The sequence below is a fragment of the Ferranicluibacter rubi genome (assembly GCF_011603255.1).
Lineage (GTDB): Bacteria > Pseudomonadota > Alphaproteobacteria > Rhizobiales > Rhizobiaceae > Ferranicluibacter > Ferranicluibacter rubi.
In genome coordinates this window covers 754,427-774,539 of the sequence record NZ_JAANCM010000001.1, presented here as the reverse complement: position 1 = coordinate 774,539, position 20,113 = coordinate 754,427, and the positions used below count along the sequence as shown (strand labels likewise).

Here is a 20,113-nt window from a genome sequence, read left to right as displayed (position 1 = left end):
GTCCGGTCGGAAAGAGAGGACCGGCGGCGCGGGTGGGCGCCGCCGGATCATCTTAAAAAATCAGAAGACCTTGGAGAACTGGTCGATGTTTTCGGCATTGTAGACGAAGGGATCGGCCATGGCGGCTTCGCCGTTGCCCCCGACCTTGATCTTGCCCATGCGGCCGGCTTCGATTTCCGAGCCCGGCGCACCGTCCGTGTCGCCCTTGACGAGGCGGTAGGCGATCTGGGCGGCGGAGTAGCCGAGATCGATCGGGTTCCAGATCGCGAATTCCTTCGTCGCGCCCGACTTGATCGCGCCGGCCATCTCGGAGGGAAGGCCGAGACCGGTCACGTAGACCTGGCCGATCTTGCCGGCATCCTTGACGGCCTGCGACGCCGCAAGCACGCCGACCGTGGTCGGGGCGACGATGACCTTGACGTTCGGGTTGGAGGTCATGAGGCCCTGGGCTTCGCGGTAGCTCTTGTCCGAAAGGTCGTCGCCATAGACGGTCGTGACGAGGTTGAGACCGGGGAAGTCCTTCAGCTGCTTCTTCATTTCCTCGATCCAGATGTTCTGGTTCGTTGAGGTCGTCGTGGCCGAGAGGATGGCAAAATCGCCTTTGCCGCCGTCGAGGTGATCCTTGACGAGCTGAAGGCACATCTTGCCGATAAGATCGTTCGAAGACGGGTTGAGCTGCAGGATGCGGCCTTCGGGTGCGACGCCCGAATCCCACGAGATAACCTTGATGCCGCGCTGTGCGGCCCTCTTCAGCGCAGGCACCACGGCGTCGGGATCGTTTGCCGAGATGGCGATGGCGTTGACGCCCTGGGCGATCAGCGCGTTGATCACCTCAATCTGGCCTTCGGCCGTCGTCGAGGTCGGGCCGGTATAGATGATCTCGACATCGCCGAGTTCCTTGGCCGCTTCCTGCGCGCCCTTGTTGGCGGCCTCGAAGAAGCCGTTGCCGAGCGATTTCACGACGAGGCCGATCTTGACCTCGGCGGCATGTGCGGCCGAGCCGAATGCGGCCATGGCGAACACCACCCCGATGGCAAGCTTTTGTGCGAGTTTCATGCTGTCTTCCTCCCAGTTGACGATAAGTGCCCGGCCGCTCATGCGACCGATGCGGTATGATCCTTCGTATCCGACGCCGACACGGGAACCGTGACCAGCTTGACCCCCGCGGCCTCCACCATGCGCACGGCCTCCTCAGACACGGCGCTGTCGGTAATGATGGTGGAAACGTTTTCGAGCGGGCAGAGAATGAGGCTCGATCGCCGGGCGAACTTGCCCGAATCGATCATGACGACGAGTTCGTCGGCCTGGCGCATCAGGCGCTGCTCGCTCTGGATCACCAGAGCGTCGGACTCCATGATGCCGAGCGCGCTGGCCCCTTGCGCGCCGACGAACATGCGGCGGGCGGAAAAATTGCGGATGGCGTCGTTTTCGAACGGCGACAGGATCAGGCTCTGGTCGCGATAGATCGTGCCGCCGGGCACCGTCACCGTGCATTTGGAATGCTTGACGAGATGCTCGGCGATCGCAAACGAATTGGTCATGACCTGCAGTCGTCGGGCCGCCATGAAGTGCACCATCTGGAAGGTCGTCGTTCCCCCATTGATGATGACGGCGTCGCCTTCCTCGCAGAGATCGACGGCCATGCGGGCGATTGCGCGCTTTTTATCGGAGTTGATCGATTCGGAAACCCGGAAGGGGCGTGCGGCCAGATTGCCGATTTGCGGCGGATGCACGGCTTCGGCCCCGCCTCGAACCCTGCGAAGCTTCCCCTGAACATGCAGAGAGGCGATGTCACGGCGGATCGTCGCCTCCGACGCATCCGTCAGTTCCGCGATATCCTGCACCGTCACCACAGGCTTTTCCTGGACGGCGCTCAAGATGATGCGGTGGCGTTCGCGTTCGTGCATGGGTGTCTCCTCGACAGCGAGTTATGCGAATTAAGCGGGGACTGTCAATCAATAACGATCATAAATTTCTATATTGCGCTGCAACATGAACATTTATGATCGAATATGATTGACATGAGCGGTTGGACTGCGCGATATCGTCGGCAATACGGGGCCGACCTGCGTTCGACGCAGGGGTTCCGATACCATGGGAGGATGACATGTCGGAACAGAGCCACCGTCTCGAAAGCCGTTGGGATGATGCGATCGCGAACGCTCTCGATGAGCCGGGCAAGCTTCTTTACCGCTCGAACCTTTTGGGCGCCGACAAGCGCATCACCAATTACGGCGGCGGCAACACGTCGGCCAAGGTGACAGAGACCGATCCGCTGACCGGCGCGCCCGTGCGCGTCCTCTGGGTCAAGGGCTCCGGCGGCGATGTCGGCACCATCAAGCTCGACGGTTTCGCCACGCTCTATCTCGACAAGCTGGAAGCGCTGAAGGGTCTCTACAAGGGTGTCGAGGACGAGGACCGCATGGTCGGCTTCCTGCCGCATTGCACCTTCGCGCTCAACCCGCGCGCCGCCTCCATCGACACGCCGCTGCACGGCTTCGTGCCGTTCACCCATGTCGATCATATGCATCCCGATGCGATCATCGCCATCGCCGCGTCGAAGAACTCGCGCGAACTGACCAAAGAGGTCTTCGGCGACGAGATCGGCTGGCTCCCCTGGCGCCGTCCCGGCTTCCAGCTCGGTCTCGATCTCGGGGCCTTCGTCGCGGCCAACCCGAATGCCAAGGGCGTCGTGCTCGAAAGCCACGGTCTCTTCACCTGGGCGGATGACGCCAAGGCCTGCTACGAGCTGACGCTCGACATCATCAACCGTGCGATCGACTGGTTTGCAACGAAGACAGAAGGCAAAACCGTCTTCGGCGGTGCCGTCGCGACCAGCCTGGAGGAGGCGCAACGCCGTGCGATCGCCGCAAGGCTGATGCCGGAAATCCGCGGCCGCATCGGCCGGGAGGAACGCAAGCTCGGTCATTTCGACGATCAGACCGCCGTGCTGGAATTCGTCAATTCCGCCGACCTCCAGCGCCTTGGCGCGCTCGGCACCTCCTGCCCGGATCATTTCCTGCGCACCAAGATCCGCCCGCTGATCCTCGATTTCGACCCTACGGCGGATGGCAGCATCGATTCGGTCGTCGCCGGTCTCGATGCGGCGCTCGACGCCTACCGTGCCGATTACGCCCGCTATTACGAGACCTGCCGCCACGACAATTCGCCCGCCATGCGCGATCCCAATCCGGTGATCTTCCTCATTCCCGGCGTCGGCATGCTCTCCTTTGCCCGCGACAAGGCGACGGCCCGCATTGCCGGTGAGTTCTACGTCAACGCCATCAACGTCATGCGCGGCGCCTCCACCGTGTCGGACTATCAGGGACTGCCCGAACAGGAGGCCTTCGATATCGAATACTGGCTGCTCGAGGAGGCCAAGCTCCAGCGCATGCCGAAGCCGAAGAGCCTTGCCGGTCGTGTCGCCCTCGTCACCGGCGGTGCCGGCGGCATCGGCCGCGCCACGGCAACCCGCCTGATCGCCGAAGGCGCCTGCGTCGTGCTCGCCGATATCGACCAGACCGCGCTCGACGGCGCGCAGGCCGATTTCGCCAAGCGCTACGGTGCGGACGCCGTGCGCAGCGTCAAGCTCGACGTCACCGATGAGAAGCAGGTGGCCGAGGCCTTCACGCAGGGTCTGGTCGAGTTCGGCGGCATCGATATCCTCGTCTCCAATGCCGGCATCGCATCCTCCGCACCGGTCGAGGAGACGGACCTCGCCATGTGGAACCGCAACATCGAGATCCTCGCAACCGGCTACTTCCTCGTCTCACGCGAGGCCTTCCGCCTGTTTCGTCGCCAGAAGCTCGGCGGCAACGTCGTCTTCGTCGCGTCAAAGAACGGTCTTGCCTCGTCCCCGAACGCATCCGCTTATTGCACCGCCAAGGCGGCCGAGATTCATCTCGCCCGATGCCTGGCGCTCGAGGGCGCGGAAGGCGGCATTCGCGTCAACACGGTCAATCCCGATGCGGTGCTGCGCGGATCGAAGATATGGGATGGCGAGTGGCGCGAGCAGCGCGCGGCCTCCTCCAAGATCGAGGTCAGCGATCTGGAAGAACACTACCGCAAGCGCTCCATGCTGAAGGTGAACATCCTGCCCGAGGACGTCGCCGAAGCCATCTACTTCCTCGCCTCCGACCTGTCGGCCAAGTCCACCGGCAACATCATCAATGTCGATGGCGGCAACGCGCAGAGCTTTCCGCGCTAGGCTGTGTAAGAGGGAGGAGACCATCATGACCGATCACCGCATCGCGCCCGATCTTATCGCCGCGCACAACCAAAGCCGGGCCGCGTCGCAGGCGGCGGATTATCACGCCCTCGGCGAGCACCTGTCACGCCGGGGCATCGACATCGAAACCGTGACGCGGAAGGTGTCTGCCTTCCACGTCGCCGTTCCCTCCTGGGGGGTCGGCACGGGCGGCACGCGCTTTGCCCGGTTTCCGGGCATCGGCGAGCCGCGCCGCATCTTCGACAAGCTGGCCGACTGCGCCGTCATCAATGAGCTGACGCGCGCCACGCCAGGTGTTTCCCTGCACATCCCCTGGGACAAGGCCGACCCGGCCGAACTGCTCGCGGCGGCGAAAGCTTACGGCCTGCATTTCGACGCCATGAACTCCAACACCTTCTCGGACGCGGAGGGGCAGTCGCTCTCCTACAAATTCGGCTCGCTCAGCCATGCGGATGCGGGAACGCGGGCGCAGGCGGTGGAGCATAATCTCGAATGCATCGAGATCGGTCGCGCCATCGGCTCGAAGGCGCTGACGGTCTGGGTCGGCGACGGCTCGAATTTCCCCGGCCAGAGCCACTTCACCCGCAGCTTCGAGCGCTACCTCGCCTCGATGGGCGATATCTACGCAGCCCTGCCGGATGACTGGCGCCTGTTCTCCGAACACAAGATGTACGAGCCGGCCTTCTATTCCACGGTGGTGCAGGATTGGGGGACGAGCTACCTGATCGCCTCGACGCTCGGCCCCAAGGCCCAGTGCCTCGTCGATCTCGGCCACCACGCGCCCAACGTCAACATCGAGATGATCGTTGCCCGGCTCACCCAGTTCGGCAAGCTCGGCGGCTTCCACTTCAACGATTCGAAATATGGCGACGACGATCTCGATGCGGGCTCGGTCGATCCCTACCGGCTCTTCCTCGTCTTCAACGAACTGGTGGATGCCGAGCATCACGGCATCACGGGCTTCGACCCGGCCCACATGATCGACCAGTCGCACAATGTGACCGATCCGATCGAAAGCCTGATCTCCAGCGCCAACGAGATCCGCCGCGCCTACGCGCAGGCGCTGCTCGTCGATCGCGATGCTCTGGACGGGTATCAGGATGAAAACGATGCGCTGATGGCGTCCGACACGCTGAAGCGCGCGTTCCGCACCGATGTCGAAGCGATCCTTGCCGAAGCCCGTCGTCGCGAGGGTGGCGCCATCGATCCGATCGCCGCCTATCGCAAGAGCGGCTATCGCACCAAGGTGGGCACTGAGCGCCCGGCAGCCCGCGCCGGTGGTGGCGGCATCGTCTGAGGGATCAGTCGCGTTACGGCGTCTGCTGCCCAGTCTCAGTCCCGGGCCCAGCCGGCGGCTGGTCGCGCACCTCGCCCGGGCTGGATACGAACAGATAGACGCCGGCGAGCACCGCGCCGGCGAGCAGAAGTGTGATGACGAAGGTGGCCATCCTCTTGAAGGCCGGTGCCTGCCGCTCTGCCATGGTCTCGTCTTCTCCTGTGTGTCGGAGGCCAAACCCGCGGAGGGCGGACGGAGTTCCCCGGGTACGGCATGTTTCCACGGCAAAGCTGGGTCTGTAAACGGACCGATCGACGAATATGCGCCCTTTGCGGGTACATCTTAAGGTCGCGTTCACCCGGGTAGCGTCTTATCCAACTTACATAGAGTTGGAGAAGATCAATGCCAGAAGCCTGCCAGGGATGTCGCGACGGTGCCGACTTCCACATCCCGTTTTCCATGGCGTTCCAGCCGATCGTCGATGTCGTCTCGAAGACCACATTTGCGCACGAGGCGCTGGTCCGCGGTATCGCGGGCGAGGGCGCCGGCTCGGTCCTCTCGGCCGTCGATGCGCAGAACCGCTATGCCTTCGATCAGCAATGCCGGGTCAAGGCCATCGAGCTTGCCTCGCGGCTGTATGGTGCGCAGAGCGATGTCGGCCTGTCGATCAACTTCCTGCCGAATGCCGTCTACGAGCCCCGCGCCTGCATCCGTCTGACGCTGGCGGCCGCCGCCCGCACCAAATTCTCGCCGAAGAACATCATCTTCGAATTCACCGAAGGCGAGATCCTCGACACGGCGCATCTTCTCAACATTCTCAAGACCTATCGCGAAATGGGCTTCCGCACGGCGATCGACGATTTCGGCGCCGGCCATGCGGGACTAGCACTGCTGGCGAAGTTCCAGCCCGATATCGCCAAGCTCGACATGGATCTCATTCGCAATATCGATACGGACAAGGTGCGCCAAACGATCGTCCGCCACACCGTCTCCATGCTGCACGATCTGGGCGTCATCCCGCTGTGCGAAGGCATCGAGACCGCAGGCGAGGCGCGGGCCTTGGAAGATCTCGGCGTTCGCCTGATGCAGGGCTATTTCTTCGCGCGCCCGAGCTTCGAGGCTCTGGCCCATCCGGCGCTCGGACAGATGGCCGCCACGCACTGAACGTCGAAAGGCCCGTCGTTACCCGATAATGCGCTTGTATTCGGCCGCGGCTGTTTCGGCTGGTTCAATCGTCTTTGCCGGATCAGGTTCCCGTGCGTTACGGCAGGATATCTTCCATCGCCTCGTCATATGTCACGGATGCGATGGTCTCCCCGGCCTCGTTCCGGATCTGGATCGAGGTCAGTTCGAGCCTGCTTTCGGTCTGCAGATGTTCGGCTGCGATCTCCCGGATCGCCCGCTCGGCTTCTCGCCTTGCATCCTGGAGCGACGCGAGTTCGGCGCCATCCAGATCGTCCAGGACCGCATTCCGCTCGACGATCTGAAAATAATACCTTGGCATGCCAACGCGGGCTCCCGACGTCTCATCGGCCTGTCGCCGATACGCCCGCAACCGGGGATGCCGCCGAAAGTTCCCGGCGAAAACCGTGTCGGCCCGCTGAAACGATCGATTCAGGCGAGACAGCTGCGCCCTGTCCGTTGTCGCCGCTTTCCCTCGACATCGCTGTCCGTTCTCGTCGGATCGCGGCGCGCGCTTGATCTTTTGTTCACGAGCGCCTTGTACTGACCATCATCTCCCTTTGGTGAGGATCGGAAGCCTTGGTCGATAAAGAAGCACTGCTGCATCTGGCGCAGCTCATGGAAGGCACCGATGTCATGGTTGCCGTCTACGATCAGGACGACCGGTTGCGCTTTGCCAATGGCGCCTTTCGTTCAGCCTGGCATATCGAGGACGGCGAGCGTCCCCTTTGGTCCGACCTGATGCGCCGGAATTTCGCAGCACGGCGCGGCACGGTCATCTCGGCCGACGATTTCGAAACATGGCTGCGCTCGGTGCTCGGGCGTCGGGGAAAGACCGGCTTTCGGGCCTTCGAAACGGATCTTCACGACGGCCGGTGGCTCTGGATGACGGAGACCATGCAGGCCGATGGCTGGATGCTGTGCGTGGCATCCGACATCACGTCGCTGCGGCCGGACGAACGCGAACTGCGCCAGGCCCGCGACATGGCGATCAAGGCGTCGGAGACCGACGACCTCACCGGCATCGCCAGCCGGCGCTTCGTCATGTCGAAGCTCGAGGCGCTCGTGAAGACGGTGCCGGCCGATCTTCCGATATCAGCCGGGCAAACCACGGCGGTCGGATGCGTCGCCGTTCTCGACATCGACAATTTCAAATATATCAACGACCGGTTCGGCCACAGCGTCGGCGATGCCGTGCTCATGGATTTCGCCGCGACGATCCAGCGTCTCGTGCGCAAGACGGACGTTCTCGGGCGCGTCGGCGGCGAAGAGTTCGTTCTCGTTCTGCCGAACACGACGACGTGGGAAGCGGAAGCGATCATCGGCCGCATGCTGGCGGAGGTACGTCAGTCCCGCCCGGTGCGCGAGCAGGTGAGCTTCCGCTATACGTTCTCGGCTGGTCTTGCCAGCGCTCGGGCGGGTGACGACCCGGCCGATCTCTATCGGCGCGCCGACCTCGCCCTCTATGCCGCCAAGATGCGCGGCCGCGACCAGATCGGCATCGATGTCGATGGCCCTCGGGCCAATGGATCGGCCGGCGGCTGACGCCCATTGACGGAAACAGTGCTGCGGTTTCCGATGAAAATGCCTCAGGACGAGGTTCAGTCCGACGGGTTCGCATTGACAGGTTTCTCCGCCACGATTGCATAGCGATGCTGGAGACCCCGTACGAGCGCCTTGAGCCGGCCGAGATGTGCTGCTTGCGCCCTGTGAATCCGGCGAAGATCGCGGTCGATCGAGATCACCGAAAATCCTGAATCCGCCAGAAGGTGCCCGACGGCATCGGCCCGGGCGCCGTTCGAAAAGTGCACCCGCGACAGGATGCTCCGGTGCGTGTCCGCAAGGCCTGCCGGCGCATGGGCCGGCTGCGGCGAAATCCAGCCGGCCTTCTGCGAGAGCGTATCGATGCGCTTGATCACCCGCTCCCAAAAGCCCGTATGGACGAAATCGCCGTCGATGACGAGCAGCCGGCCGCCGGGTTTCAGGACCCGGTGCCACTCCCTGAAGCAGGCTTGCGGATCGACCAGCGTCCAGACGAGATGCCGCGTCACGACGACATCGTAACTTTCGTCGGGTGCGAGCGTCCGTTCGGCGTCGCCGAGAAGAAAGCGGATGCTGCGTCCGCGCGCCGTCGCCTTGGCACGGGCGAGGGCCAGCATGTCGTCGGACCAGTCGATGCCGGTCACGCGGTAGCCGAGATCGTCCATCAGATGCGAGACCACGCCGGTTCCGCTGGCAAGGTCGAGGGCTGCGCGCCCGTACCCACGCCCGAGATGCTTCTCGATCAGCTCATGCCACGCCTGCCGCTCGTCCTCAGAGAAGATCTCGTGCCCCGGCGACTGGTCGAAGGTCGCAGCGCGGGCGGACCAGTAGTCCCGGATCTCGTCTCTCAACGTGTAATTCACGGCCTGCGCCGCCGGATCGTTCCGCATGCTCACATCCTGCTTCAAACGTAAAACGTTTCTAAAAGATAAAACTTGACGAAGAAAGTCCACAAATCATATGTGCCCGGCAGGTTCCACTGGAGTTTCCTCTCATGCGTCTTTCCGGCAGGTCGGCTATCGCAGCCCTCGGCCTCTTCATGGCGTCCGTTCTTCCCGCCCTTGCCGTCGAGGTGACGGACGTGACGGGCCGCAAGGTCGATGTCAACGTGCCCGCGCGTCACGTCATTCTCGGCGAAGGCCGCCAGATCTATTTCCTCGCCGCGCTCGACAAGGAAAACCCGTTCCAGCACGTCGTCGGCTGGCGCGATGACCTGCCGAAGGCCGATCCGGAATCCTATGCCGCCTATCTCGAAAAATATCCCGAGATCGCCAAGCTCGCCACCTTCGGCGGCATGAAGGACGGCACCTTTGATATCGAGCAGGCCGTGGCGCTCAAGCCCGACGTCATCGTCATGAACCTCGATGCGAAGACCGCGACGGAAGAGGCGGGCTATATCGAAAAGCTCGCCAAGCTCGGCATTCCCCTCGTCTATGTCGATTTCCGCGAGAAACCGATGGAGAACACCGAGCCGAGCATGCGCATCATGGGCACGCTGATGGGCAAGGAAAAGGTCGCGGAAGACTTCATCGCGTTTCGCGCCGAAGCGATCCGGAAGGTGACCGATACGCTCGAGAAGAACGCTCCGAAAAAGCCGCTGGTCTTCGTCGAGCGCGCCGGCGGATACTCGGACGATTGCTGCATGTCCTTCGGAAACGAGAATTTCGGCCGCATGGTTGAGATTGCTGGCGGTACCAATATGGCGAGGGACATTATCCCCGGAACGTTCGGCTCTGTTAACCCCGAGCAGATCATCGCCTCCAATCCGGATCAGGTGATCATCACCGGCGGCATGTGGGAAGCCTATGTGCCCGGCGGCAACTGGGTGGGCGTCGGATACGGTGCCGACCTCCAGGAAGCGCATCGCAAGCTCGAGAACCTGACGAAGCGCCCCGCCTTCACCGGTATCAAGGCGGTGAACGACGGCGAGATCCACGCGATCTGGCACCAGTTCTACAACAATCCCTACCAGTTCGTCGCCATCCAGCAGATTGCCAAATGGCTGCATCCGGATCTCTTCAAGGATCTCGATCCCGAGGCGACCTTCAAGCAACTGCACGAGCGCTTCCTGCCGCTCGCCTACAAGCCGGGATACTTCGTCTCGCTCAAGGACGAATAGGCGATGACCGCTGCGGCAACCACGGACACGGCAGCGCGGCGTGAGAGAGATCGTGCAGGCCCGGTTGCCGAGCGCTCGGGGCGTGATCAATATCGCGCCCTTGCCTTCCGGCGCATCCTCATCCTGGCGGCTCTCACGATTGCCCTTGCCGCCAGCGTGGCCATCGACATGGCGCTGGGGCCGGCGAACTATACTCTGTCGCAGGTTCTCTCGGCCCTGTTTTCCCCGGAAACGGCCAGCAACCAGCTGCGCGTCGTCATCTGGGACATCCGCATGCCAATCGCGCTGATGGCGGTGACGGTCGGGGCGTCGCTCTCCGTCGCGGGCGCGCAGATGCAGACGATCCTGTCGAACCCGCTCGCAAGCCCCTTCACGCTCGGCATTTCCGCGGCCGCCAGCTTTGGTGCGGCCCTCGGCCTCGTCGGCGGCGTCGCCCTCTTTCCGGGGGCGACCCAGTACATGGTGCCGATCAACGCCTTCGTCATGGCGGTCGTTGCGGCCCTGTTCATCCATTTCGCCTCGACGATGCGCGGCGTGACGGTCGAGACCATCGTGCTGCTCGGCATCGCGCTGGTCTTCACGTTTAATGCGGCCCTGTCGCTGCTCGAATATCTCGGCTCCGAACAGGCGCTGGCAGCCGTCGTGTTCTGGACGATGGGCAGCCTCACCAAGGCGACCTGGGACAAGGTGGGGGTGACGGCCGCCATCCTCGTCGTGACGCTGCCGCTCTTCATGCGCCAGGCCTGGGCGCTGACCGCCCTGCGGCTCGGCGACGACAAGGCGGCGAGCATGGGCATCAACGTGCGCCGCCTGCGGCTTCACACCATGCTGATCGTCAGCCTGCTGGCGGCCGTGCCCGTGTCCTTCGTCGGTACCATCGGCTTCGTCGGTCTCGTCGGCCCGCACATCGCCCGCATGGTGGTGGGCGAGGATCAGCGCTTCTTCCTGCCCGGCGCCGTCATCTGCGGCGCGCTGCTCCTGTCGGCCACCTCGGTGGTCAGCAAGGTGCTGATCCCCGGCGCGATCCTGCCCATCGGCGTGATCACTGCGCTCGTGGGCGTGCCCTTCTTCTTCGTCCTGATTTTCTCGAACAGGAGGCGGGCATGGTAAGCCTTTCCCTGAGGGATGTCGGTGCCAGCTATGGCCGCACCACGGTCCTCTCCAAGGTCGGCATCGATCCTCTCAGCCCCGGCTCCGTCACGGCCGTCATCGGCCCGAATGCCGCGGGAAAATCGACCCTGTTCAAGCGGATCGCCGGCCTGCTCGCCGGTCCGGGAACCGTGGAGTTATCGAATAAGACCCGTGGCGACCGCGCGATCTGCTACATGCCGCAGGACACCGGCTCGAATGTCGTTCTCACGGTCTACGAGTCGCTTCTGCTGTCCGCCAAGCAGGGTGGCGGCTGGCGGGTGCATGACGACGAACTGTTCGAGATCGATTCGATCCTCGCCTCCCTGCGCATCGAGAACCTCGCCTTCCGCGGCCTTGACGCCCTGTCGGGCGGGCAGCGGCAGCTCGTCTCGCTCGGCCAGGCTCTGGTGCGCAAGCCCGACGTCCTGCTGATGGACGAGCCGACCTCCGCCCTCGACCTTCACCGCCAGATCGACGTTCTCGACTTCGTTGGAAACCTTGCAACCCGCACCGGCATGATCGTCCTCATCGCGCTGCACGATCTCAACCACGCCCTGCGTTACTGCAGCAACACGATCGTCATCGCCAACGGCGAAATGGTCGCAAGCGGCACCACCGCCAGCGTCATCACCACCGCCATGCTGCGCGACATCTACCGTATCGACGCCCGCATAGAGCCCTGCTCCCGCGGCCGCCCCATGGTCATCGTCGACGGCGCACTCTGAGGGATAAGGCGCGGCAGAGGGCGCGATCGTGATCGCGCCGGAAGCTTCGCCTCCCGTCAGGCCGAGAAGCTGACCCGCACGCCGCGCTGCCGGAAGTAGGCCTGCATCATCTTGCGGCCCGAGCGGTTGTTCTGCGCGAGCTTGGCGGGATCGAACACGGCTTCTGCCGCACCCTCCCGGGCAAGCGCCGCCTTGAGGCTCGCAATATGGTCGTCGATGTCGGCATTGTCCGACTGGAGCGATGCGTAGATCTTCTCGGTTACCTCGGCCACGGTCTGTTCGCTCACTGTGTCTGTCCCTTCTTTTACGAAACCGGTCGGATATCACGATTTGGAGAATCGCCAAACTGCAGACTGCGGATGCAATCCGCAGGCCCCGGACGGCATAAAGGCCGACATTCGGAAGAAGATCCCCCGCAGGACGGAACGGAGAAGCACGCGCTCAGTTGCGGAGGTGTCATTCCCAATGAAAGGTGACCGAGATGTTCATGCGCGTCGATCAACTACAGGCGGAACTGCCTGCGCCCAAGCGGGCGGATCCGAATGCCGCGGCCGCCCTGCAGGAGTTGCTGGGTGGGAAATACGGCGAGATGTCGACGCTCGGGAACTATATGTTCCAGAGCTTCAACTTCCGTTCCAAGGAAAAGCTGCGCCCCTTCTACAGCCTCGTCGCCAGCATCACGGCCGAAGAGCTCGGCCATGTCGAGCTCGTCAGCAACGGCGTCGCCATGCTCGCCAACGGTCCGGACAAGAAGGATGGTGACACGGGCGATGGCGGCGATATTTCCGGCGCGCCATGGGAGGACATGAAGGATATCCGGCTCGCGGCCGCCTTCCTGTCGGGCGGCGGCGGAGCCATGCCGGTCAACAGCAATGGCGCTTCGTGGAACAACGACTTCATCACGACCACCGGCAACGTGGTGGTCGATCTCCTCCACAATTTCCATCTGGAATGCGGCGCGCGTCTCCACAAGCTGCGTGTTTATGAAACCCTGACCGATCCGACCGGCCGCGAAGTCTGCGGCTATCTTCTCGTGCGCGGTTCCGTCCACGCGCATGCCTATGCCCTGGCGCTGGAAAAGATCACCGGCGTGAAGATTAAGGACTTCCTGCCGACACCGAACATTCCGCTCAGCAAGATCCCGGAATGCCAGAAATACCTGGACGAAGGCTCCCACCGCCGCCTCTACACGTTCAGCCCGAAGGACTACAAGGAAATGGCGGGCATCTGGGGCAATGGCGAAATGGCCCTTCCGGCCGACCCGCCAGGCGAACTCGAAGTCGTCGACGGCATGCCGGAAGGCGGCAAGATCCACCAGCTCGTCGGCGTACCCTCGGCCTTCACCCCGGACTACGCCCCGGAAGAAATGTTCGAAATCGCCCAGAAACTCTACAAGAAGTCGCGCTAGGCCCTTATTGCCTTACGTTTGAAGCTGCAGGCTGCGGTCCTCTTGGGGGTCGCGGCCTGTTTGAGTTTGCTACGGCGTGCTGTTTGCGCGCGTTGGGGCAGAAACAGGATGAAATGAAGGGAATGGCGGACAGGGCGGGATTCGAACCCGCGGTACGCTCTCACGCACACACACTTTCCAGGCGTGCGCCTTAAACCACTCGGCCACCTGTCCTTGATATCGTCACCGCTGGTTTGGGCGGCGAGATTGTTGCGCGGACGGCGAAGGATCGCGACCGGGTGCAACGGTTCGCCAAAAATCCTATGATCGGAAAATCCTGCGAACGGCGCGATATATACCGATGATCTCAAAACGATCAACCGAAATCTGACAGATTTTTGAACGGGCGACAGGCATTTTCCCGCAGGCAGATGGTGCTTGGGTCAGGGTACCATTGCGGTTGGGCGGCGAGAACCTATCTTATGATGGAAGCAAGAGGCAAAGTGTGATGAGGAAACCGGTCCCGGCCGGTCAGGTCGGGCTGCCGGCAGCAACGGTTGCCGGCTTGCAGCGCTCTTGGCATTCGCAGAGCAATATGGGTAGCCGCAGGCAGGGGAGACGAATGATGGCAATTCTCTTCAGGCTCGCGAGCGTTCTCGCCCTCATTGCTGCGCTTCTTGCGGGAACCGTGGATGCCGTGCGCTCGGTGTCCGAAACGGCTGTGGTCATGACGCCGCTCGGGATTGCGGTGGCGTCGATCAGCACGTCCGGGCTTGAGATGATCGAGGCCCTGGAGCGGCCGGGCGGCAGCTTTGCCGCGATGCAGCCGATCGTTCGCTGGTTTCTGCAGCAACCGGCTTTCGCGGTCTTTCTGATCGTGGCGCTGTTGTTCTGGATGGCCGGGTATCGCCCAGCGCGCAGGCGTCAGCTGGCCTGATGCCGTTCTGAAGGCCGGCAGAGTAGAGCAAGACCCGCGTGGAGATTCGCCGCTTTTGCTCCAACGATATAAATTTCGACGATACGAACAACCCATTCTGAAATGGAGACGGATCTTATGTTTCTGACCGAGCTTTTCAGCAAGAAAACCACCATGCCCGAGCCGCAAAATGCGCTTCCCGGGCGCGACGCACCCCTGCCCACGTCGGCACATCACGCCGTCAACCGGCAGCCGCTGAAGGGGCCATATCCCGATGGCATGAAGACCGTGCTGCTCGGCATGGGCTGCTTCTGGGGCGCCGAGCGCCTGATGTGGCAGCTGCCGGGCGTCTATGTCACGGCGGTCGGCTATGCCGGCGGCTACACGAAAAACCCGACCTACCAGGAAACGACGACGGGACTGACCGGCCATACCGAGGTCGTTCTCGTGGTCTATGACCCGAAGGTCGTCGGGTTCGGCGAGATCCTCAAGGTTTTCTTCGAGGAGCATGATCCGACGCAGGGCATGCGCCAGGGCAACGATGTCGGCACGACCTACAGATCCGCCATCTATGTCGGAGACGAGGCGCAGCTTGCCGAAGCGAAGACCGCGCGCGATGCCTATCAGGCCCAGCTGAAGAAGGCGGGCCACCGTGAGCCGATCACCACCGAGATCGCGATGGCCGGCACGTTCTACTTCGCAGAAGCAGAGCATCAGCAGTATCTGGCCAAGAACCCCAATGGCTATTGCAGCCTGCGGGGAACGGGCGTGAGCTGCCCCGTGCCTGCCCTCTGATCCGGCAGTCCGAGGCTCGCGTCTCAAGACCCTGCTGCAAAGGGATGGCAGCACATGCCTGCCATCCCCCGGCATTGCTTCCGTGACCGTTTCGGATTAATACATGACACTCTCTTTCATGTTTTAACCGCCGGGACGCCGCGACAGCGCCGATGACCTTCCAGCCCAGGATGAACAACAGGATTTCCGGTTTCGACGTGATCGGAACCTGGAACCGACGTGTCTATAACGGCGTGGTCGCCGACCTCTGGGATGTGCAATGCGCCCGGTTGGCCGGCGGCGTCTATGTGGCCGACGCGCCCCGGCTTTTCGTGGTGCTCGAAACGCTCGGCGATCCCGCGCGGCGTCTCTCCATGGCGTCGATATCGACGGGCACGTCTTCCGCACGGGAACACGGCCTGCCCGGTTCGCCCTGCCGGCGCCTGTCCTACATTCCCGCCGGCATGGAGCTTCGCGCCGAGCTTCAGGGCATCAGCGCGATCCGCCATCTCGATCTGCATTTCGACGCGGCCGCGCTCGGCCAGCGCGTGGGCGGCGAGCTCGATCCCCTTGTTCTCGAACAGCCGCGGCTGATGTTTGCCGATCCGCGCCTCATCGCCGTGGCCGATCTTCTGGCGGCAGAATGCGCAGATCCCGATCCGCTGCACGATCTCTATGGCGACGGCCTTGCGCTCGGTCTCTTCATCGCCCTGATGCGCGTTCCCCCACCCAGTCGGCGTTTGCGCGGCGCGCTGGCGCCCTGGCAGCTGCGACGGGCCACCGAGTTCATCGAGGCTCATTGCCTGCGCGGTATCCGGCTGGAGGAGCTGGCCGGGCTCACCGGCCTTTCCCAGTCGCATTTCAGCCACGCCTTCAAGGCCTCGACCGGCATGCCGCCGCACCAGTGGCAGATGAAGACGCGCATCGAGCATGCGAAATCCCTGCTGGCAGCCGGCAAGGCGAGCCTCAGCGAGGTCGCAGCCGTCACAGGTTTTGCCGATCAGGCACATTTCACCCGGGCGTTCCGCAAGATGTCGGGCACCACGCCGGGCCGGTGGCTGCGCAGCCGCTGAAGGACTGGATATCCGAGCACGCGTGGCGAATTTGCCGCAGTCTCACTGTAGATGCTGCGCCTGAGAACATCGCCTCGGAATCGTTCAAAATCCGCAGGACGGATCAATCCGATCCCGCTTACTTGAGCTATGCGAAACATGAGAAATTGCCTCATCTTCATGGGGCGACAATGCCGGATAAGGAACAGGTGTCGGGGCCGTTCTGCCGGGTGGCCGAGATGGGGTGACGACATGACGGGGACAATCAACAAAAGCCGCAAGGCGGTCTGGCTCGCGGGAGCCGCAGCCATCGCCTGTGTGGCCGGCACATCCGCGGCACTGGCTCAGGAGCCGCAGGCTCAAACCCCGCAGGTACAGGGCCAGCAGCCGACGCAACTGGAAGCCATCGTCGTGCGCGGCGGGCAGGCGGCAGAGGGATCGGCAACCGGCCCGGTCGAGGGTTACGTCGCCCGCGACACGACGGCGGGGTCGAAATCGGCGCTGCCGGTGACAGCCGTTCCGCAGTCGGTCTCCGTCATCGGCCGCAAGGAGCTGGATGACCGCGGCGTCGTCACCAAGATCGACGAAGCGCTGCGCTACACCGCCGGCGTCACCACCGAGCCCTTCGGCTCCGATCCGGATACGGACTGGTTCTACATCCGCGGCTTCGACGCGACGCAGACCGGCGTCTTTCTCGATGGTCTCAATCTCTATTCCTTCGGCTTCGGCGGCTTCCAGACGGATGCTTACATGCTGGAGCGTGTCGATGTGCTGAAGGGCCCGGCATCGGTGCTCTATGGCGGCGCGACCCCCGGCGGCATCGTCGATCTCATCCGCAAGCGCCCGCAGGACGAAGCCGTTCGCGAGGTCGAGGTCGGCATCAACAATTTCGGCAATGCCTTCCTCGGCTTCGACGTCAATCAGAAGGTCAGCGATGCCGTGACCTACCGCGTCACCGGCAAGGTGGCCGGCGGCGAGCAGGAGAGCGACTACGCCAACGATCTGCGCGGCTTCCTCATGCCGCAGATCCGCTACCAGCCGGACGATGCGACCAGCCTGACCGTCTATGCGACGCTCTCCGGCCTCAACCAGCGCCACACCGGCAATGGCTTCCTGCCCTACGAAGGCACTGTGGTGAATGCGCCCTTCGGCAAGATCGACCGCGACGCGTTCTTCTCGGAGCCCGATCTCGACACCGGCCGCTACGACCAGCAGATGATCGGCTACGAGGCCGAGCACACGTTCGACAACGGGCTGAAGCTCTCGCAGAACCTGCGCTACAGCCACCTCGACAAGCACGAAGTGCTGTTCTACCCGTTCGGCTACGTCAACACGACGGACCCGGCGGCGCCGAACTATTACGATCTCTACCGCGTCGGCTTCGAGCACACGAGCAAGGTGGACAGCTTTGCCGTCGACAACCGCGCCGAGATCAAGCTCGACACCGGCCCGGTCGAGCACAACCTGCTCGCTGGCATCGATTACAAGCACTACCGTCTCGATCAGGTCCAGGCCGTTCCCGCATGGCCGGCGGCGGCCACGCCGATCGATCCCGTCGATCCGATCTACGGCCTGCCGCAGCCGGGCCTGAGCGGCGTCTATCTCGATCAGGTGCTGACCCTGCAGCAGGTCGGCCTCTATGCGCAGGACCAGATGCGCTTCGGCGACGGCTTCCTCGTCACGCTCAACGGCCGCTACGACTATGTGGATACGCAGTCCGACGCGCGGATCGGCACGAGCTACCGCAACAATGACAGCGCGCTCAGCGGTCGCGCCGGCCTCGCCTACGAATTCGACAACGGCATGACGCCCTATGCCAGTGCCGCCACCTTCTTCAACCCGCTGATCGGCACCTCCTATCTCGGCGGCGCTCTCAAGCCGGAGGAAGGTCACCAGTTCGAAGCCGGGCTGAAATACGTGCCCACCGCCATCGACGGCCTCTTCACGGTGTCGGTGTTCCAGATCGTCAAGGAAAACGTGGCGCTGACCCGGCCGGACTTCCTGCAGGAACAGCTGGGCGAGGTGACCTCCACCGGCATCGAGCTGGAGGCCAAGGTCAATCTCGACGCGCACTGGTCGCTGCTTGGCTCTTATTCCTATACGGATCTCGAGATCACCGAGGATCTCAATCCGGCCCTCGTCGGTAACCGTCCATACCTCGTGCCGAAGAGCCAGGCGGCCGTCTGGGTGGATTATGCGCTGACCGAAGGCGCGCTGGAAGGCATGAGCATCGGCGGAGGCCTGCGCTATCAGGGCACGTCGTTTGCGGACAACGAGAACACCCGCGAAGTGCCGGATGCGCTGCTCGCCGACGCCGCCATTCGCTATGAGAAGGAAGGCTGGGGTGCAGCCCTCAACGTCGCCAACCTCTTCGACAAGGACTACGTGAAGAGCTGCCAGGGCGTTTCCACCTGCGGCTATGGCGCCGGGCGCACGATCACGCTGAAGCTCAGCAAGTCGTTCTGATCCTCGCCTGCGAAGGCTCGCATCACCCGTGAACAAGGCGAACCGCGGCGGATCCAGACAGGGATCGCCGCGGTTCTTGTCGTTTGCGGATAGGAGGATGAAAGTTTTACCAGTTGAAAAATTTCGGGTGTATTTTCCTAATGCCCGTGCAAGGATACACCTCAATCAGGCCCGCCACAAAGCGCGGCCGGTTCCGCAGACATGCTTCCGACACAAGAAGAAGCGTGCGGGAGGACCCAGAAAACACATGGTAACAAACAGGGCTGCACAATGAAGAAAACCCTCCTCGGTCTCCTTGCCTTCTCGATGATGTCAGCCACGGCGCTGGCCGCCGACATCAAGCCCGCGGTCATTTACGACCTCGGCGGTAAGTTCGACAAATCCTTCAACGAATCCGCCTTCAACGGCGCCGAGAAGTTCAAGGCCGAAACCGGCATCGCCTATCGCGAGTTCGAAATCGCCAATGACGCGCAGCGCGAGCAGGCACTTCGCCGCTTTGCCGGCGACGGAAACAGCCCCATCGTCATGGCCGGCTTCTCCTGGGCCGCCGCGCTCGAAAAGGTCGCCGCCGAATATCCCGACACCAAGTTCTCCGTCATCGACATGGTCGTGGACAAGCCGAACGTGAAGTCCGTGGTCTTCAAGGAGCAGGAAGGGTCCTATCTCGTCGGCATTCTCGCCGGCCTCGCTTCCAAGTCGAAGACCGTCTCCTTCGTCGGCGGCATGGATATTCCGCTGATCCACAAGTTCGCCTGCGGCTACATCGGCGGTGCCAAGTCCACCGGCGCTGACGTCAAGGTTCTCGAAGCCTATACCGGGACGACGCCGGAAGCCTGGAACGATCCGGTCAAGGGCGGCGAAATCGCAAAGTCGCAGTTCGACCAGGGCTCTGACGTCGTCTACCACGCCGCTGGCGGCACCGGTGTCGGCGTTCTCCAGGCGGCAGCGGATGCCGGCAAGCTCGGCATCGGCGTCGACTCGAACCAGAACGCCATGCAGCCCGGCAAGATCCTGACCTCCATGATCAAGCGCGTCGATGTCGCCGTGTATGACAGCTTCATGAGCGTCAAGAACGACACGTTCAAGGCCGGCATCTCCAATCTCGGCCTGAAGGAAGACGGCGTCGGCTATGCCGTCGACGACAACAACAAGGCGCTGATCACGCCCGAGATGCAGGCCGCCGTCGACAAGGCGAAGGCCGACATCATCGCCGGCACGCTTCAGGTCCATGATTATATGACGGACGAAACCTGCGCCTACTGAGGCGATCCGCGATACGGGAAAGCGTTGTCGGCCCATGTGGCCGGCGACGCAT

19 protein-coding genes and 1 tRNA gene are annotated in these 20,113 nt (G+C 63.0%); 13 read left to right on the top strand and 7 right to left on the bottom strand.

What is annotated here, in order from left to right; translation table 11 throughout:
* Positions 1 to 60 precede the first annotated feature (60 nt).
* Both rhaS and G8E10_RS03680 read right to left on the bottom strand, forming a co-directional pair.
* Positions 61 to 1,056, bottom strand: coding sequence for a rhamnose ABC transporter substrate-binding protein (rhaS, locus tag G8E10_RS03685; protein WP_167126956.1), 996 nt, complete (start codon positions 1,054 to 1,056; stop codon positions 61 to 63).
* A gap of 38 nt (positions 1,057 to 1,094) precedes the next feature.
* The gene (locus G8E10_RS03680; protein WP_110733254.1) at positions 1,095 to 1,907 is read right to left on the bottom strand and encodes a DeoR/GlpR family DNA-binding transcription regulator; all 813 of its coding nucleotides are present in this window, start codon (positions 1,905 to 1,907) and stop codon (positions 1,095 to 1,097) included.
* Between the two features lie 200 nt (positions 1,908 to 2,107).
* Here G8E10_RS03680 and G8E10_RS03675 point away from each other — a divergent pair, with 200 nt between their 5' ends.
* Positions 2,108 to 4,207 carry a bifunctional rhamnulose-1-phosphate aldolase/short-chain dehydrogenase gene (locus tag G8E10_RS03675; protein ID WP_132664370.1) on the top strand — a complete coding sequence of 700 codons (2,100 nt, stop codon included), beginning with the start codon at positions 2,108 to 2,110 and terminating at the stop codon, positions 4,205 to 4,207.
* A 25-nt stretch (positions 4,208 to 4,232) separates the two neighbouring features.
* Complete coding sequence (rhaI, locus tag G8E10_RS03670; protein WP_167126953.1) at positions 4,233 to 5,525, top strand: L-rhamnose catabolism isomerase; 1,293 nt, start codon at positions 4,233 to 4,235, stop codon at positions 5,523 to 5,525.
* Between the two features lie 13 nt (positions 5,526 to 5,538).
* On the opposite strand, the gene G8E10_RS03665 is transcribed toward rhaI, so the two are convergent.
* Positions 5,539 to 5,709, bottom strand: coding sequence for a hypothetical protein (locus G8E10_RS03665; RefSeq protein WP_165910795.1), 171 nt, complete (start codon positions 5,707 to 5,709; stop codon positions 5,539 to 5,541).
* Positions 5,710 to 5,906: 197 nt separating this feature from the next.
* Here G8E10_RS03665 and G8E10_RS03660 point away from each other — a divergent pair, with 197 nt between their 5' ends.
* Positions 5,907 to 6,668, top strand: coding sequence for an EAL domain-containing protein (locus G8E10_RS03660; protein ID WP_110800568.1), 762 nt, complete (start codon positions 5,907 to 5,909; stop codon positions 6,666 to 6,668).
* Between the two features lie 97 nt (positions 6,669 to 6,765).
* On the opposite strand, the gene G8E10_RS03655 is transcribed toward G8E10_RS03660, so the two are convergent.
* Complete coding sequence (locus G8E10_RS03655; protein ID WP_167126948.1) at positions 6,766 to 7,008, bottom strand: DUF6894 family protein; 243 nt, start codon at positions 7,006 to 7,008, stop codon at positions 6,766 to 6,768.
* A 296-nt stretch (positions 7,009 to 7,304) separates the two neighbouring features.
* Between G8E10_RS03655 and G8E10_RS03650 the strand changes: the two genes are divergently transcribed.
* On the top strand, positions 7,305 to 8,231 hold the full coding sequence (locus G8E10_RS03650) for a GGDEF domain-containing protein (RefSeq protein WP_167127143.1): 927 nt from the start codon (positions 7,305 to 7,307) through the stop codon (positions 8,229 to 8,231).
* Between the two features lie 56 nt (positions 8,232 to 8,287).
* Here the strand turns inward: G8E10_RS03650 and G8E10_RS03645 are convergent, their stop codons facing one another.
* Positions 8,288 to 9,118, bottom strand: a complete 831-nt coding sequence (locus G8E10_RS03645; protein ID WP_167126945.1) for a class I SAM-dependent methyltransferase — start codon at positions 9,116 to 9,118, stop codon at positions 8,288 to 8,290.
* Between the two features lie 104 nt (positions 9,119 to 9,222).
* On the opposite strand from G8E10_RS03645, the gene G8E10_RS03640 reads away from it, so the two are divergent.
* Genes G8E10_RS03640 through G8E10_RS03630 form a run of 3 tightly spaced genes read left to right on the top strand, consistent with a single transcriptional unit; the run spans position 9,223 to position 12,203 of the window.
* Positions 9,223 to 10,347, top strand: a complete 1,125-nt coding sequence (locus G8E10_RS03640; RefSeq protein ID WP_167126942.1) for an ABC transporter substrate-binding protein — start codon at positions 9,223 to 9,225, stop codon at positions 10,345 to 10,347.
* A 3-nt stretch (positions 10,348 to 10,350) separates the two neighbouring features.
* Entirely contained in the window at positions 10,351 to 11,457 is a 1,107-nt protein-coding gene (locus tag G8E10_RS03635) for a FecCD family ABC transporter permease (protein ID WP_281517377.1), read from the top strand.
* On the top strand, positions 11,451 to 12,203 hold the full coding sequence (locus G8E10_RS03630) for an ABC transporter ATP-binding protein (protein ID WP_167126938.1): 753 nt from the start codon (positions 11,451 to 11,453) through the stop codon (positions 12,201 to 12,203). The genes G8E10_RS03635 and G8E10_RS03630 overlap by 7 nt, the downstream gene beginning before the upstream one ends.
* Positions 12,204 to 12,259: 56 nt before the next feature.
* Here G8E10_RS03630 and G8E10_RS03625 read toward each other — a convergent pair whose 3' ends face one another.
* The gene (locus G8E10_RS03625; RefSeq protein WP_092931249.1) at positions 12,260 to 12,490 is read right to left on the bottom strand and encodes a hypothetical protein; all 231 of its coding nucleotides are present in this window, start codon (positions 12,488 to 12,490) and stop codon (positions 12,260 to 12,262) included.
* 194 nt (positions 12,491 to 12,684) lie between these two features.
* Here G8E10_RS03625 and G8E10_RS03620 point away from each other — a divergent pair, with 194 nt between their 5' ends.
* On the top strand, positions 12,685 to 13,611 hold the full coding sequence (locus G8E10_RS03620; protein WP_110800563.1) for a manganese catalase family protein: 927 nt from the start codon (positions 12,685 to 12,687) through the stop codon (positions 13,609 to 13,611).
* Between the two features lie 123 nt (positions 13,612 to 13,734).
* On the opposite strand, the gene G8E10_RS03615 is transcribed toward G8E10_RS03620, so the two are convergent.
* Positions 13,735 to 13,824 (bottom strand) — tRNA-Ser (locus tag G8E10_RS03615).
* A gap of 391 nt (positions 13,825 to 14,215) precedes the next feature.
* Here G8E10_RS03615 and G8E10_RS03610 point away from each other — a divergent pair.
* From G8E10_RS03610 to G8E10_RS03590, 5 genes are all read left to right on the top strand, one after another.
* On the top strand, positions 14,216 to 14,527 hold the full coding sequence (locus G8E10_RS03610; protein WP_167126935.1) for a hypothetical protein: 312 nt from the start codon (positions 14,216 to 14,218) through the stop codon (positions 14,525 to 14,527).
* A gap of 117 nt (positions 14,528 to 14,644) precedes the next feature.
* Positions 14,645 to 15,301 (top strand): peptide-methionine (S)-S-oxide reductase MsrA, encoded by a 657-nt coding sequence (msrA, locus tag G8E10_RS03605; protein WP_167126932.1) that lies wholly within the window; start codon positions 14,645 to 14,647, stop codon positions 15,299 to 15,301.
* 152 nt (positions 15,302 to 15,453) lie between these two features.
* Positions 15,454 to 16,353, top strand: coding sequence for a helix-turn-helix domain-containing protein (locus tag G8E10_RS03600; protein WP_167126929.1), 900 nt, complete (start codon positions 15,454 to 15,456; stop codon positions 16,351 to 16,353).
* Positions 16,354 to 16,584: 231 nt separating this feature from the next.
* Positions 16,585 to 18,798 (top strand): TonB-dependent siderophore receptor, encoded by a 2,214-nt coding sequence (locus G8E10_RS03595; protein WP_167126926.1) that lies wholly within the window; start codon positions 16,585 to 16,587, stop codon positions 18,796 to 18,798.
* Between the two features lie 270 nt (positions 18,799 to 19,068).
* Positions 19,069 to 20,061, top strand: coding sequence for a BMP family lipoprotein (locus G8E10_RS03590; RefSeq protein ID WP_110800517.1), 993 nt, complete (start codon positions 19,069 to 19,071; stop codon positions 20,059 to 20,061).
* The last annotated feature ends 52 nt before the right edge of the window (positions 20,062 to 20,113 follow it).

What these genes read in the sequence shown, in the direction of transcription:
- G8E10_RS03655 (WP_167126948.1), bottom strand. Translation starts at nt 7,008, where the DNA reads ATGCCAAGGTATTATTTTCAGATCGTCGAGCGGAATGCGGTCCTGGAC.
- G8E10_RS03645 (WP_167126945.1), bottom strand. Translation starts at nt 9,118, where the DNA reads ATGCGGAACGATCCGGCGGCGCAGGCCGTGAATTACACGTTGAGAGAC.
- G8E10_RS03640 (WP_167126942.1), top strand. Translation starts at nt 9,223, where the DNA reads ATGCGTCTTTCCGGCAGGTCGGCTATCGCAGCCCTCGGCCTCTTCATG.
- G8E10_RS03590 (WP_110800517.1), top strand. Translation starts at nt 19,069, where the DNA reads ATGAAGAAAACCCTCCTCGGTCTCCTTGCCTTCTCGATGATGTCAGCC.
- rhaS (WP_167126956.1), bottom strand. Translation starts at nt 1,056, where the DNA reads ATGAAACTCGCACAAAAGCTTGCCATCGGGGTGGTGTTCGCCATGGCC.
- G8E10_RS03600 (WP_167126929.1), top strand. Translation starts at nt 15,454, where the DNA reads ATGACCTTCCAGCCCAGGATGAACAACAGGATTTCCGGTTTCGACGTG.
- G8E10_RS03665 (WP_165910795.1), bottom strand. Translation starts at nt 5,709, where the DNA reads ATGGCAGAGCGGCAGGCACCGGCCTTCAAGAGGATGGCCACCTTCGTC.
- G8E10_RS03660 (WP_110800568.1), top strand. Translation starts at nt 5,907, where the DNA reads ATGCCAGAAGCCTGCCAGGGATGTCGCGACGGTGCCGACTTCCACATC.
- G8E10_RS03595 (WP_167126926.1), top strand. Translation starts at nt 16,585, where the DNA reads ATGACGGGGACAATCAACAAAAGCCGCAAGGCGGTCTGGCTCGCGGGA.
- G8E10_RS03680 (WP_110733254.1), bottom strand. Translation starts at nt 1,907, where the DNA reads ATGCACGAACGCGAACGCCACCGCATCATCTTGAGCGCCGTCCAGGAA.
- G8E10_RS03635 (WP_281517377.1), top strand. Translation starts at nt 10,351, where the DNA reads ATGACCGCTGCGGCAACCACGGACACGGCAGCGCGGCGTGAGAGAGAT.
- G8E10_RS03630 (WP_167126938.1), top strand. Translation starts at nt 11,451, where the DNA reads ATGGTAAGCCTTTCCCTGAGGGATGTCGGTGCCAGCTATGGCCGCACC.
- G8E10_RS03620 (WP_110800563.1), top strand. Translation starts at nt 12,685, where the DNA reads ATGTTCATGCGCGTCGATCAACTACAGGCGGAACTGCCTGCGCCCAAG.
- G8E10_RS03610 (WP_167126935.1), top strand. Translation starts at nt 14,216, where the DNA reads ATGGCAATTCTCTTCAGGCTCGCGAGCGTTCTCGCCCTCATTGCTGCG.
- msrA (WP_167126932.1), top strand. Translation starts at nt 14,645, where the DNA reads ATGTTTCTGACCGAGCTTTTCAGCAAGAAAACCACCATGCCCGAGCCG.
- rhaI (WP_167126953.1), top strand. Translation starts at nt 4,233, where the DNA reads ATGACCGATCACCGCATCGCGCCCGATCTTATCGCCGCGCACAACCAA.
- G8E10_RS03650 (WP_167127143.1), top strand. Translation starts at nt 7,305, where the DNA reads ATGGAAGGCACCGATGTCATGGTTGCCGTCTACGATCAGGACGACCGG.
- G8E10_RS03675 (WP_132664370.1), top strand. Translation starts at nt 2,108, where the DNA reads ATGTCGGAACAGAGCCACCGTCTCGAAAGCCGTTGGGATGATGCGATC.